This is a genomic window from Caulobacter sp. GW821-FHT12A07, assembly GCF_058807655.1.
The window spans coordinates 267883-280558 of sequence record NZ_JBXAQX010000006.1; the positions used below are offsets into that span (position 1 = coordinate 267883).

Below are 12676 nucleotides of genomic sequence, written 5' to 3' on the forward strand. Positions count from 1 at the left end.
CTTCGCGAGGGAGGAGTAAGGAGTTCGCATGACCACCCGCACCATCGCCCGCCTGCACGCGGCCTATCGCGACGACATCGGCGACCTTTCGACCCGTCGCCCCCTGCCCGGCCCGGCCATCGACCAGCTGGACCCGTTCCTGTTCCTCAACCACCACGGTCCGCAGACCTACCGCCCCGGCAATCGCGGCCTGCCGTTCGGGCCGCATCCGCATCGCGGCTTCGAGACTGTGACCTTCATCCTCGAAGGCCAGCTGTCGCACCTGGACAGCGGCGGCCACGAGAGCGTCATCGACGCCGGCGGCGTGCAGTGGATGACGGCCGGCAGCGGCCTGGTGCACGCCGAGCTGTCGCCGGAGAGCTTCAAGCGCAGCGGCGGACCGCTGGAGATCCTGCAGCTGTGGGTCAACCTGCCCAGCCGCCTGAAGATGACCAAGCCGCACTATGTCGGCCTGCAGGCGCCGGACATCCCCAAGATCCAAAAGGACGGCGCGACCATCGAGCTGATCTCGGGCGAGATCGACGGCGTTAAGGGTCCGATCGAGTCGCTGACCGGCGTGGCTATGAGCGTCGTGCGACTGGACGCGGGCGCGGCCCTGTCCCTGCCGATCCCGGCCGGACGGGCGGTGTTCCTCTATGTGGTGGGCGGGTCGATCACGGTCGGCGATCGGACGGCGGGCGCCGCGAACCTCGTCGAGCTGACCGACGGCGAGGGCCTGGACCTGGCCTCGGCCGACGGCGCGGTGCTGCTGCTCGGCCACGCCGACCCGATCCGCGAACCGGTCGTCTCGCACGGGCCGTTCGTGATGACGACGCGCGAGGAGATCATCCAGGCGATCCAGGATTACCAGGCCGGCAAGTTCGGCGAGGTTCGGGCGTAGGTAAGACCCCCTCAGTCGCTCCGCGACAGCTCCCCCAGAGGGGGAGCATCTTCCTGGCGCGACGTCGCTAGATCCTCCCCCTCTGGGGGAGGTGGCCCGGAGGGCCGGAGGGGGACCGTTTTCAGCTTCCGAATAGCTGGACGGCTTCAGCTACTCCCCTCTCCGTCGGCTTCGCCGACACCTCTCCCACAGGGAGAGGGGAGCCGTCCTCAAAGGAAACTTGCTCACCGGTTCAAACGACCGTTAGACTTCCCCCATGTCCGACGACCTGACCGAGGCCCAGAGCGCCGCCATCCCGCCCGGCTACGCCCAGCTGAACTGGACGCGCGGCTTCGGCCGACAGATCGGGCCGCTGTACGAGCGCGCCGACGGCCCAGGCGAGGCCACGCTGGGCTTCCGGGTCGAGGAGCACCACACCAACGGCCTGGGCAACTGCCACGGCGGCATGCTGATGAGCTTCGCCGACATGGCCTGGGGCCGGATCATCTCGCTGCAGAAGTCCTATTCGTGGGTGACCGTGCGGCTGATGACCGACTTCCTGTCTGGCGCGCAGCTGGGCGAATTCGTCGAGGGCCGGGGCGAGCTGCTGGCCGAGGAGGACCTGGTCTTCACCGTGCGCGGCCGCATCTGGACCGGCGAGCGCACCCTGATGACCGGCGCGGGGATCTTCAAGGCGCTCTCCCCCCGCAAGCCCCGCCCTGGCGAGGTCGCCTTCCGCGAGGAGGGCTGAGCCATGGCCGACGACCACGCCCCCGCCTCGCTGCTGGCCCCGTTCCACGGCGCGCCGCCGCCCGCCCCCGCCTGGTTCGACGCGGCGATCGCGCACCAGCCCGAGCGCTCGACCATCGACGTGCTGGGAACGCCCATCGAGCTTTTGACCTGGGGCGAGGTTGGCAAGCCGGGCCTGCTCTTTTTGCACGGCAATGGCGCCCACGCCGACTGGTGGAGCTTCATCGCGCCCTCCTTCGCCAAGGACTGGCGGATCGCCGCCATCTCCTGGGCCGGCATGGGGAGCAGCGGCTGGCGCGAGGCCTACAGCGCCGAGACCTTCGCGGCCGAGGCCTTCGCCACGGTCGAGGCCGCCCAGCTGGAGGCCGGCGGGGTGAAGCCGATCTTCGTCGGCCACTCGTTCGGCGGCTTTCCGACCCTCTATTGCGCCGCCCGCCACCCAGAGCGCCTGCGCGGGGCGATCCTGGTCGACACCAGCATCCAGCCGCCGGAAAAGCGCTGGAAGGGCCCGCCGCCGCGCTCGGGCTTCGGCACCAAGGTCTATCCGACCCTGGAGGAGGCCCTGGCCCGCTTCCGCCTGGCTCCGCCCCAGCCCTGCGAGAACCTCTACATCGCCGACCACATCGCCCGCCGCTCGCTCAAGGAAGTCGAGGGCGGCTGGACCTGGAAGTTCGATCCGGCGATCTGGCAACGATTCTCGATGCCGGATCTTGGCCAGCTGCTGACCGAAATCGCCTGCCCGGCGGCGCTGATGTGGGGTGAGCGCTCGGGCCTGATGCACGCCGAGACCCTGGACTACATGATCGCCCAGATGCCGGACGCGGTGCTGCGCCTGCCCGTGCCCGACGCCGACCACCACGTCATGCTCGACCAGCCGCTCGCCTTCGTGGCCGGACTGCGCGGTCTGCTGGCGGCCTGGGAATAAATTGGCCTGGGAAATTGGAACGTCGTTCTGCGTCATGGCGCCGCCCCAGCTTGAGCCCCGGGCAGGCTTGATATACTTCGGCTGTGGAAAAAAATTCAGGGAGAGGCTCCTCGATGGGCAACCAAGCGTCCGACTACCACCGCGGTGAAATGGACATCCACGAACAGGCCGCGACCTATGCGGCGTTCGGCAAGATGACCAAGTGGGGCTCGCTGGCGATCGCTGTCGCCCTGACCTTCTTTACCCTGCTCTTCTGCACCCCCGCGGGCTTCATCGGCGCGGCCGGAACGGCTGTCGTGCTGGCCGTCGTCGGAATCCTGGCCCTTCGCGAGAAAGCCGCCCCGGCTCACTGACACCGGTGGACATCGGCAATTTTTTGCGCCCGACACGCGGGTATTTCTCGACAAGAGGCAAGAACCTCCCCTAAAGAGCGGCTCAAGTTGCTGGAGCGGCGTTAGGCGAAAGTGTCAGCGGCATCAACGCTGAACGCCGCTCCAACTTTAGGATCCCGTGCCTGCGAGACCTCGCGGGCTCGGGGAGCGAACAACGCTCACGGGGGAGGTATGCCGATGGCCGTCATCGCCGTCACGAAAGAGACCCGCGCCAATGAGACGCGGGTCGCCGCGACGCCCGAGACCGTCAAGAAACTGACCGCCGCCGGCTTCTCGGTGGTGGTCGAGGCCGGAGCCGGAACGGCCGCCTCCTATCTCGACGCCGACTACGAAGCGGCCGGCGCCAAGCTGGCCAAGACCGCCAAGGACGCGATCAAGGACGCCGACGTCCTGTTCAAGGTCCGCGCGCCCGAAACCGCCGAGATCGCGGCCCTGAAGAGCGGCGCGATCGTCGCCGCCGCCCTCAATCCCTACCAGGACAAGGACACGCTGAACGCGCTTGCAAAAGCGGGCGCCAGCGCCATCGCCATGGAGTTCATCCCGCGCATCACGCGAGCCCAGGTGATGGACATGCTGTCCTCGCAAGCCAACCTCGCCGGCTATCGCGCCGTGATCGAAGGGGCCGAGGCCTACGGCAAGGCCCTGCCGATGATGATGACCGCCGCCGGCACCGTCGCCGCGGCCAAGGTGTTCATCATGGGCGTCGGCGTCGCCGGCCTGCAGGCCATCGCCACCGCCCGCCGCCTGGGCGCCGTGGTCACCGCCACCGACGTCCGCCCCGCCACCAAGGAGCAGGTCGAGTCGCTCGGCGCCAAGTTCCTCGCCGTCGAGGACGAGGAGTTCAAGAACGCCCAGACCGCCGGCGGCTACGCCAAGGAGATGTCGGCCGAGTACCAGGCCAAGCAGGCCGAGCTGGTCTCCAGCCACATCGCCAAGCAGGACATTGTCATCACTACCGCCCTGATCCCGGGCCGCCCGGCGCCGAAGCTGGTCAGCGCCGCCCAGGTGGCGTCGATGAAGGCCGGCTCGATCCTGGTCGACCTGGCCATCGAGCAGGGCGGCAATGTCGAGGGCGCCAAGCTGGACGAGACCGTGGTCACCGCCAACGGCGCCAAGATCCTCGGCCACGCCAACCTGCCCGGCCGCATCGCCGCCGACGCCTCGGCGCTCTATTCGCGCAACCTGTTCGCCCTGTCGGCCCTGTTCCTGACCAAGGAAGGCGCCTTCGCCCCCGACTTCGAGGACGAGATCCTCAAGGCGGCCGTGGTCACCCGCGGCGGCGAGATCGTCCACCCGAACCTGAAGACCGCCTAACCGGCATAGAAAGGGAGGCTCCCATGGAAGCTGTCGACCCCACCGTGTTCCGCCTGGCGATCTTCGTGCTCGCCATCTTCGTCGGCTACTACGTCGTCTGGAGCGTGACGCCCGCCCTGCACACCCCGCTGATGGCCGTGACCAACGCCATCTCGTCGGTGATCATCGTCGGCGCCTTGCTCGCCGCGGCCGCCCACGGCGCCTCGGGCGAGGCCGCCGCCGGTTCGGTGTGGATCTCCAAGGGCGCCGGCGCGCTCGCCGCGGCCTTTGCGGCGGTCAACATCTTCGGCGGCTTCCTGGTCACCCAGCGAATGCTGGCCATGTACAAGAAGAAAGAAAAGAAGTGAGCGGCGAGAGCCACTTGGGGGAAATGACATCATGAACGCCAATCTCGCCGCCATCCTCTACATCGTCTCGGGCGTGCTCTTCATCCTGGCGCTGCGCGGGCTGTCCAGCCCGGTGACCAGCCAGACCGGCAACCGCAACGGCATGATCGGCATGGCCATCGCCGTGGCGACCACCCTGGCCACCCTGTGGACGCAAGGCGCGCTCGACATCGTGACCCTGGGCCTGATCCTCGGCGGCGTCGCCGTCGGCGGCGCGGTGGGCGCGATCATCGCCCGCAAGGTCGCCATGACCTCGATGCCGCAGCTGGTCGCCGCCTTCCACTCGCTGGTCGGCATGGCCGCCTGCCTGGTGGCCGTGGCCGCCATCTACACCCCGGCCGCCTACGGCATCGTCGGCGAGAACGGGGCGATCCACCTCAACAGCCTGATAGAGCTGTCGCTGGGCCTGGCCATCGGCGCCATCACCTTCACCGGCTCGGTCATCGCCTTCGCCAAGCTGAACGGCAACATGGGCGGCGCGCCGATCCTGCTGCCGGCCCGCCACCTGCTGAACATCGCGATCGCGGCCGCCATCGTCGCCCTGGTGGTGGTGCTGGTGATCAGCGGCGGCCAGGCCAAGTGGGCCTTCTGGGGCATCTTCGCTCTGAGCCTGCTGATCGGCGTCACCCTGATCATCCCGATCGGCGGGGCCGACATGCCGGTCGTGGTGTCAATGCTGAACAGCTATTCGGGCTGGGCCGCGGCGGCGCTGGGCTTCACGCTCGAGAACACCACCCTGATCATCACCGGCGCTCTGGTCGGCAGCTCGGGCGCGATCCTGTCCTACATCATGTGCAAGGGCATGAACCGCTCGTTCGTCTCGGTGATCCTGGGCGGCTTCGGGGCCGACGCCGCGGCCGCCGGCCCCGGCGGCAAGGTCGAGACCCGTCCGGTCAAGCAGGGCTCGGCCGACGACGCGGCCTTCATCATGAAGAACGCCAGCAAGGTGATCATCGTCCCGGGCTACGGCATGGCCGTCTCCCAGGCCCAGCACGCCCTGCGCGAAATGGCCGACAAGCTGAAGGAAGAGGGCGTGGAGGTGAAGTACGCCATCCACCCCGTCGCCGGCCGCATGCCGGGCCACATGAACGTGCTGCTGGCCGAGGCGAACGTCCCCTACGACGAGGTCTTCGAGCTGGAGGACATCAACTCGGAGTTCTCGACGGCCGACGTGGCCTTCGTGATCGGCGCCAACGACGTGACCAACCCGGCCGCCAAGACCGACCCGACCAGCGCCATCTTCGGCATGCCGATCCTGGACGTCGAAAAGGCCCGCACCGTCCTCTTCGTGAAGCGCGGCATGTCGTCGGGCTATGCCGGGGTCGAGAACGAGCTGTTCTTCAAGGACAACACGATGATGCTGTTCGCCGACGCCAAGAAGATGGTCGAAGGCATCGTGAAGGGGCTCTGAAGCCTTCTTCCTCCGCCAGAAACGCGAAAGCCCCGGTCGCAGGACCGGGGCTTTTTCGTTTGATCCTCCCCCTCTGGGGGAGGTGGTCCGCAGGACCGGAGGGGGTCCTCCAGCAAAGGCCCCGGTTCTACCGGGGCCTCCGCGGCGGATGGCTTTGCATGCGGGGCTCAGCGAGCGGCCACCGCCATCGGGGTCGCGCGGGCGGCCGAGGCCAGGGCCTGGCGCTGCTTGTCCGAGAGCTTGTCGTTGATCTCGTCACGGACGTCGATCTTGCAGGCGCGCTGCGACATCAGGTCGAGACGCTCGTGGTTGGCGCGGGCGCGGCAGAAGCGCTTGGTGGCGTCGGCGGCGCGGGTCTCGAACTCGGCGGCGTCGGCCGGGTCGGCCAGGTTCAGGTCGCCGACGCGAACCGTGACCGGCGCGGCGTGGGCCGCCTGGGTCAGGCCGATCAGCGGCACGGCCGCCAGGGTCAGGGTCGCGATCGAGGTGAGGCTGATCATGAACTTGCGCATTGGAATTTTCCCTCTGTTCCCGGGCGCGTCCGCCGCGCCTCCATGGACAAAGGTGTACTGAACGATACTTGAAGAGTCCCGTTAAGTGTCGTTCATGACTCCGTATTCATAGTATTGACTGGATTTAATATTCTAAAATTCGTGTAATGTTTGACAAATTCGCGACAGCGATCGGCCAAGCTCTGATGAACACCACGGCTCAGCTGCCGCCTTTCCGCCCGATCAGGCGGGCAAAGAGCCGCGTTCACGATCGCGAAAGGCCAAGCCCCTAGAACCGCCCGGCCCGCGATCCTCGCACATGACCGATCCACGAGGTTCCGTTCTTGGCGCCAGACACCCAGGCCCCGCCCGCCCGCAATCTCGCCCTGCCGCTGACGCTGGGCTTCGCCGTCGTCGTGGCCGCCGCTTCCGTGCCGGCCGCCCGCGCCCTGGCCGACCTGCTGGCGCCCGCCCCCATCACCGCGCCCGTCGTCCAGGCCGCCGCCGAACCCGCGCCGCCACCCCCGCCGCCCGCCTACGTCTTCGACGCGCCCCTGCCCGGCCGCGACATCGCCTCGCCCTTCGGCCTGCGCAAGCTACCCTGGGAAGAAGGCGGCCGCCTGCATGAAGGCGTCGACATCGCCGCCCCCTCCGGCACGGCGGTGAAGGTCGCCGCCGACGGCGTCGTCCTGCGCACCGGCGTCGACGCCGGCTACGGCCGCTTCGTCGAGGTCCGGCACAAGGACGGCTTCACGACGCTCTATGCGCACCTGGGCCGCAATCTTGGCATGAAGAAGGACGTCTTCGTGCGCCGCGGCACGCCGATCGCCCTGGTCGGCGACAGCGGCCGCTCGACCGGCTCGCACCTGCATTTCGAGATCAGCCGCAAGGGCCGGCCGCTGAACCCGGCCCTGTTCATGGACAAGACCTTCGCGCAGGCCGACGACCTGCCGCTGAAGGCCGCCGCACGCGTGCCGCGCAAGGTGCGCCTGGCCCAGGTGTCGCGCTGGCCCGAGGGCATGAAGGAAAAGGTCGCCGCCCGCCGCGCTGCGAATGGCGGCGTCGGCGTCGCCACGCGCGGCGAGGACGGCCGCGTGCGCGTTCGGATCCAGGTCGCCGACGGCTAGAACTTCAGGCTCATTCCCGCTCGGCGCCTTCGCCCAGCAGCAGGTGGCCCAGCCAGCTGACCACGCCGATCACGATCGCGCCGAAGACGCCGGCCCAGAAGCCGTGAACGACCAGCCCTCGCAGCAGCATCGCCACCAGGCCCAGCATGGCGGCGTTGACCACCAACAGGAACAGACCCAACGTCACCAGGGTGATCGGCAGGGTCAGCAGCACCACGATCGGCCGCACCACCGCGTTGACGATCCCCAGCAGCACCGCGGCGATGGCGATCGTCTGCCAGCCCGAGGCGCTGATCCCCGGCACGATCCGCGACGCCAGCCAGAGCCCCAGCCCCGCGAACAGCGCGCGCAGAAGAAAGCCGGTCATGCGGATGGGTCTCCCGAAAAAAACAAGCGCGACCGTGACGCTCTCGAAAGATGCAGACAAGCCCTGTTCGCGTTGTCGTGGGCCAAATGTCGACAAGACGACGGTCAGCCTGTTCAATGCGACGTACTGTCAAGCACCGGCCTAGGCCGTCTGGAGCCGCCGCCGTGACCGTAGCTTTCCCGTCGCACGCCCCCATGCTGGACAGGCTTGACGCATGACGGCCGCGCCGACGCCCGAGCAGATCCAGGCCTGCGATCGCGAGCCGATCCACATCCCCGGCGCCATCCAGCCGCACGGCGTGCTGCTGGCGCTGGACCGCGACGGCCTGACCGTGCGCGCCGCGGCCGGCGACGTGGCCGGCCTGCTGGGCGTCGGGACGTGGCTGGACCAGGCGGTCGGCGCCGTGATCGGCGACGACCTGGCCGGCCAGGTGGCCGCCATCTCCAATTCCCGCCCGGCCGGCGGCTTCGTCGGCGTGCTGCACCGGAACGGCCGCAATCTCGACCTCAGCGCCACGGTGCAGGGCGAACTCGTCCTGCTGGAGATCGAACCCGGCCTCGAGCGGCCTATGGCCGGCTCGCAGATCCTGACCCACCTAGAAGCGGCCGCGGCCGCCTTCGAGCGCTGCCCGGGCCTGAAGACGCTCTATGACCGCGCCGCCCTGGAGTTCCGCCGCCTGACCGGCTTCGACCGGGTGATGATCTATCGCTTCGGGGTCGAGGACGACGCAGGCGAGGTGGTTGGCGAGGACCGCGCCCAGCACCTGAAGAGCTTCCTCAACCACCGCTTCCCCGGCTCGGACATCCCCAGGCAGGCCCGCGCCCTCTATGTGCGCAACCTGGTGCGGGTGATCCCGGACTCGGCCTACACGCCCGCCCCGCTGGAACCGGCGCCGGAAGGCCAGCTCGACATGAGCGACCTGGCCCTGCGCAGCGTCTCGCCGGTGCACCTGCAGTATCTGCGCAACATGGGCGTCGTCGCCTCGGCCTCGGTGTCGATCGTCAAGGACGGCCGCCTATGGGGCCTGGTGGCCTGCCATCACAATAGCCCGCGCCTGCTGCCCTACGAGATCCGCGCCGCCTGCCGCGCCCTGGCCGGCGGGCTGGCCCGCCAGATCAAGGCCAAGGAAGAGGCCGAGACCTGGCGCGAGAAGCTGCGCCTGCGCGCCCTGGGCGACGACCTGGCCTCGGTGCTGTCGCAGTCCGACATCGGCGACCTGGCGCTGGAGGAGCACGTTCCCGACCTGGTCGCCCTGGGCGACGCCGACGGCGTGGCCCTGTTCCGCGACGACCGCATCGAGACGGCCGGCAAGACCCCGCCGCACACGGCCCTGGCCATGCTGCGCGACTGGCTGCTGGACGTCGACGCCGGCGGGGTGATCGCCACCGACCGCAGCGCCGCCGTGTTTCCCGGCGCCAGCGCCTTCAAGAGCTGGGCCTCGGGCCTGATGGGCGTGGTGGTCGAGCGCTCCCCGCTGCTGGCCGTGCTGTGGACCCGCGCCGAGGAGGTCGAGGTCGTGCACTGGGCCGGCGATCCCTACCGCACCGCCAAGGCGGCCGGGGGCGACGGGGCGCTTACGCCGCGCGCCTCGTTCGACGCCTGGAGCGAGACGGTCCGCGGCCGCTCGCGCCCGTGGAGCACCTCGCAGACCGAGGCCGCCCTGCGCCTGCGCCAGGACCTCCTGGACCTGCGCCGCGCCCGCCGCACGGCCGAGCTGAACAGCCAGCTGCGCGCCACGCTGGACGACAAGGACGACCTGCTGCGGCAGAAGGACTTTCTGCTGCGCGAGGTGAATCATAGGGTCCAGAACAGCCTGGCCCTGGCCGCCGGCTTCCTGACCATCCAGATGAAGACCATCGAGGATCCGGCCGCCCGCGCGCCGCTCGAAGAGGCCAGCCGCCGGCTCACCGCCGTGGGCCTGGTCCACCGCCGGCTCTATCGCGGCGACCAGCTGGAGACGGTGTCGCTCGACCGCTACCTCGTCGAGCTGGCCGAGGAACTGGTGGAATCCCTGGGCCAGGAGTGGGCGCGGATGCTGCGCGTCGACGCCGCCCCGGCCACGGTCTCGACCGACAAGGCCGTGACCATCGGCCTGGTGGTCACCGAGCTGGTGATCAACGCGGTGAAGTACGCCTATGGCGGCCGGCCGGGCCGCATCGATGTCGGCCTGGTCGAGCACGGCGGCCGCGTGCGCATCTCGGTCGCCGACCAGGGCGGCGGCAAGCAGGGCCCCCGCGTCGGCTTCGGCAGCAAGATGATGGACGCCATGGTCCGCCAGCTGGCCGGAACCCTGGCCTATCACGACAACAATCCCGGCGTGCGCGCCGAACTGGACGCGCCGGCGGGGTAGGTGATCCTTCTCCCCCTGCGGCAGAAGGTGGCGGCGAAGCCGTCGGATGAGGGGTCTCTCAGACATCCGACGTCCTCCCCAGCCTGCCCGCCACTCGCAGCTTTGAGTTCTGAGAGACCCCTCACCCGACCTCCCTCCGGGAGGCCACCCTCTCCCGCAAGGGGAGAGGGGCGCATTCAAGCCTCTTGCAATTTTGAGAATGATCGTTCATTTTTTTGAGAATGAACGTTCATTCCGCCATCGAAATGTCCAATACCTGAGCCACGGTGTCGGACATTACATTTGCGTTATCGACCTTACCTTCGCCGCAACCCGTACCTATCTCACCCATTCGAAAGTGGGCCTCGGGAGCCACGTTGGCTTCGGGCCCAGGGGATGTTGAACTCATGGCAGTGAATTCCTTGTCGGTGATGTCGCCGGACGGCGGCCTGTCGCGCTACCTCACCGAAATCCGCAAGTTCCCGATGCTGGCGAAGGACGAGGAGTTCATGCTCGCCCAGCGCTGGAAAGAGCATCAGGACAGCGACGCCGCGCACAAGATGGTCACCAGCCACCTGCGCCTCGTGGCCAAGATCGCCATGGGCTATCGCGGCTACGGCCTGCCGATTGGGGAAGTGATTTCCGAAGGCAATGTCGGCCTGATGCAGGCGGTCAAGAAGTTCGAGCCCGAGAAGGGCTTCCGCCTGGCCACCTACGCCATGTGGTGGATCCGCGCCTCGATCCAGGAGTACATCCTGCGCTCGTGGTCGCTGGTGAAGATGGGCACGACCGCCGCGCAGAAGAAGCTGTTCTTCAACCTGCGCAAGGCCAAGAGCCAGATCGCCGCCTTCCAGGACGGCGACCTGCGCCCAGACCAGGTCAGCTACATCGCCACCAAGCTGGGCGTGCTGGACAGCGAGGTCATCTCGATGAACCGCCGCCTGGGCGGTCCCGACGCCTCGCTGAACGCGCCCCTGCGCGCCGACGGCGAAAGCGAGTGGCAGGACTGGCTGGCCGACGACGACCAGGTTTCGCAAGAGACCGTGGTCGCCGAGAACCAGGAGAAGTCCATGCGGATGAGCCTCCTGGAAGAGGCCATGGTCGAACTGACCGACCGCGAGCGTCACATCCTGACCGAGCGCCGCCTGAAGGACGACCCGACCACCCTGGAAGACCTGGCCGCCCAGTACGGCGTCAGCCGCGAACGGGTCCGCCAGATCGAGGTCCGGGCCTTCGAGAAGCTGCAGAAGTCCATGCGCGAGGCGGCCCTCGCCAAGAACATGGTCGAGGCGTAAGGCTCCCCCCTTCGCCGCAGAAAGAAGGCCGCCGCGCTCCCCCGCGGCGGCCTTTTTCATGCGTGGACCGGACCCGGATCAGGCCTTGGGCGCGCACTCCCGCACCAGCCGCCGGAAGCCCTCGGAGCGGCCGCCCGGATACTCGTTCGACGGACCGTTCTCGCCGTAGAGCGAGATCATCGGCGCCGTCGCCACGGCGCGGGCCAGGGCCGGCGTCAGCGCCAGCCGTCCGACGATGCTGCGGGCCTTCGGCTCGCCCTTCAGGACCAGGTTCTGCTCACGCTCCGTCGTCGGGTCCCGGAGGATCAGCAGCAGGTCCCGCAGATCCTTGTCCCAGGCGCGCGGATCGCCCTCGTCGGTGAAGAACTCCAGCCGCAGCGTCGCGCGCTCGCAGGTCGCGCGGAAGGGAATGCCGCCTGGAGCGGCGATGAACTCGGCCACCGCGCCGCGACCGTTCCGTCCGGGCGTGTAGCGCCACAGATCGTAGGCGTCGGCCGCGACCGCCCAGGGCAGCTCGTCCAGGTCCGCGGCGCGGCAGGCGGCCTTGCTGAGCGTGAAGCGGCCATAGTTGACGGCCTTGGCCGGCGACGGCGCCAGCGCCTCGCCCCGTCGCGCCAGGTCGATCTCGACCTCGTCTCCGGACCGTCGGACACGCGCCCTCGCCGGCGCGCCCCAGTTGTCCACGAACCGCACCGTCCCGGAGCCGTCCGCCGCCAGGGTCAGGAATTCAGGCGAGAAACTCAGCACCTCGCCGCCCGGCTTCAGGCGGGAGTCGAAGGACACGAACGCCTTCCCCGGGCCGCTCGACGGCGTCCGCCAGACCAGCACGGCCACGCCGTCGCCCGGCAGTTCGGCGTCGGCGGCCTGCAGGCAGAAGCGCTCCTCGACCGGCTCGACATAGCGCGCCGCGCTGGGCGGTGAAGCGGCCTCGGCCATCGAGGCCGTCATTGACGCCACCAGCCCGAAGACCGCCAGCACCACCCCGATCCGCCGCACGCGCATCTCCCCCAAAAGTTGAGCGCGAACTTGA

13 protein-coding genes are annotated in these 12676 nt (G+C 68.8%); 10 read left to right on the forward strand and 3 right to left on the reverse strand.

Annotated features, from left to right (window positions below):
* The first annotated feature begins 28 nt into the window (after positions 1-28).
* From AC1RRS_RS15030 to AC1RRS_RS15060, 7 genes are all read left to right on the forward strand, one after another.
* Positions 29-880, forward strand: a complete 852-nt coding sequence (locus tag AC1RRS_RS15030) for a pirin family protein (protein ID WP_492855841.1) — start codon at positions 29-31, stop codon at positions 878-880.
* A gap of 256 nt (positions 881-1136) precedes the next feature.
* A complete protein-coding gene (locus AC1RRS_RS15035) occupies positions 1137-1610 on the forward strand; it encodes a PaaI family thioesterase (protein ID WP_492855842.1) in 474 nt (157 codons plus the stop codon).
* A 3-nt stretch (positions 1611-1613) separates the two neighbouring features.
* On the forward strand, positions 1614-2534 hold the full coding sequence (locus tag AC1RRS_RS15040; RefSeq protein ID WP_492855843.1) for an alpha/beta fold hydrolase: 921 nt from the start codon (positions 1614-1616) through the stop codon (positions 2532-2534).
* A 113-nt stretch (positions 2535-2647) separates the two neighbouring features.
* Positions 2648-2887 carry an aa3-type cytochrome c oxidase subunit IV gene (locus AC1RRS_RS15045; protein WP_487292030.1) on the forward strand — a complete coding sequence of 80 codons (240 nt, stop codon included), beginning with the start codon at positions 2648-2650 and terminating at the stop codon, positions 2885-2887.
* A 210-nt stretch (positions 2888-3097) separates the two neighbouring features.
* A complete protein-coding gene (locus AC1RRS_RS15050; RefSeq protein ID WP_492855844.1) occupies positions 3098-4240 on the forward strand; it encodes a Re/Si-specific NAD(P)(+) transhydrogenase subunit alpha in 1143 nt (380 codons plus the stop codon).
* 23 nt (positions 4241-4263) lie between these two features.
* Positions 4264-4587 (forward strand): proton-translocating transhydrogenase family protein, encoded by a 324-nt coding sequence (locus AC1RRS_RS15055; protein ID WP_492855845.1) that lies wholly within the window; start codon positions 4264-4266, stop codon positions 4585-4587.
* A 31-nt stretch (positions 4588-4618) separates the two neighbouring features.
* A complete protein-coding gene (locus AC1RRS_RS15060) occupies positions 4619-6037 on the forward strand; it encodes an NAD(P)(+) transhydrogenase (Re/Si-specific) subunit beta (RefSeq protein WP_492855846.1) in 1419 nt (472 codons plus the stop codon).
* Positions 6038-6204: 167 nt separating this feature from the next.
* Here the strand turns inward: AC1RRS_RS15060 and AC1RRS_RS15065 are convergent, their stop codons facing one another.
* A complete protein-coding gene (locus AC1RRS_RS15065; RefSeq protein WP_492855847.1) occupies positions 6205-6549 on the reverse strand; it encodes a UrcA family protein in 345 nt (114 codons plus the stop codon).
* A 323-nt stretch (positions 6550-6872) separates the two neighbouring features.
* Here AC1RRS_RS15065 and AC1RRS_RS15070 point away from each other — a divergent pair, with 323 nt between their 5' ends.
* Entirely contained in the window at positions 6873-7655 is a 783-nt protein-coding gene (locus AC1RRS_RS15070; RefSeq protein WP_492855848.1) for a M23 family metallopeptidase, read from the forward strand.
* Positions 7656-7665: 10 nt separating this feature from the next.
* On the opposite strand, the gene AC1RRS_RS15075 is transcribed toward AC1RRS_RS15070, so the two are convergent.
* Positions 7666-8022 carry a phage holin family protein gene (locus tag AC1RRS_RS15075; RefSeq protein ID WP_492855849.1) on the reverse strand — a complete coding sequence of 119 codons (357 nt, stop codon included), beginning with the start codon at positions 8020-8022 and terminating at the stop codon, positions 7666-7668.
* A 214-nt stretch (positions 8023-8236) separates the two neighbouring features.
* On the opposite strand from AC1RRS_RS15075, the gene AC1RRS_RS15080 reads away from it, so the two are divergent.
* Both AC1RRS_RS15080 and rpoH read left to right on the forward strand, forming a co-directional pair.
* A complete protein-coding gene (locus AC1RRS_RS15080) occupies positions 8237-10372 on the forward strand; it encodes a histidine kinase dimerization/phosphoacceptor domain -containing protein (RefSeq protein WP_492855850.1) in 2136 nt (711 codons plus the stop codon).
* 386 nt (positions 10373-10758) lie between these two features.
* Positions 10759-11646, forward strand: coding sequence for an RNA polymerase sigma factor RpoH (gene rpoH / locus AC1RRS_RS15085; RefSeq protein WP_487292019.1), 888 nt, complete (start codon positions 10759-10761; stop codon positions 11644-11646).
* Positions 11647-11724: 78 nt separating this feature from the next.
* Here rpoH and AC1RRS_RS15090 read toward each other — a convergent pair whose 3' ends face one another.
* A complete protein-coding gene (locus AC1RRS_RS15090) occupies positions 11725-12642 on the reverse strand; it encodes a hypothetical protein (protein WP_492855851.1) in 918 nt (305 codons plus the stop codon).
* Between the last annotated feature and the right edge of the window lie 34 nt (positions 12643-12676).

Excerpts from the sequence above, each read along its gene's own strand:
- AC1RRS_RS15075 (WP_492855849.1), bottom strand. The coding sequence starts at position 8,022 with ATGACCGGCTTTCTTCTGCGCGCGCTGTTCGCGGGGCTGGGGCTCTGG.
- AC1RRS_RS15035 (WP_492855842.1), top strand. The coding sequence starts at position 1,137 with ATGTCCGACGACCTGACCGAGGCCCAGAGCGCCGCCATCCCGCCCGGC.
- AC1RRS_RS15040 (WP_492855843.1), top strand. The coding sequence starts at position 1,614 with ATGGCCGACGACCACGCCCCCGCCTCGCTGCTGGCCCCGTTCCACGGC.
- AC1RRS_RS15065 (WP_492855847.1), bottom strand. The coding sequence starts at position 6,549 with ATGCGCAAGTTCATGATCAGCCTCACCTCGATCGCGACCCTGACCCTG.
- AC1RRS_RS15080 (WP_492855850.1), top strand. The coding sequence starts at position 8,237 with ATGACGGCCGCGCCGACGCCCGAGCAGATCCAGGCCTGCGATCGCGAG.
- rpoH (WP_487292019.1), top strand. The coding sequence starts at position 10,759 with ATGGCAGTGAATTCCTTGTCGGTGATGTCGCCGGACGGCGGCCTGTCG.
- AC1RRS_RS15050 (WP_492855844.1), top strand. The coding sequence starts at position 3,098 with ATGCCGATGGCCGTCATCGCCGTCACGAAAGAGACCCGCGCCAATGAG.
- AC1RRS_RS15045 (WP_487292030.1), top strand. The coding sequence starts at position 2,648 with ATGGGCAACCAAGCGTCCGACTACCACCGCGGTGAAATGGACATCCAC.
- AC1RRS_RS15055 (WP_492855845.1), top strand. The coding sequence starts at position 4,264 with ATGGAAGCTGTCGACCCCACCGTGTTCCGCCTGGCGATCTTCGTGCTC.
- AC1RRS_RS15060 (WP_492855846.1), top strand. The coding sequence starts at position 4,619 with ATGAACGCCAATCTCGCCGCCATCCTCTACATCGTCTCGGGCGTGCTC.
- AC1RRS_RS15030 (WP_492855841.1), top strand. The coding sequence starts at position 29 with ATGACCACCCGCACCATCGCCCGCCTGCACGCGGCCTATCGCGACGAC.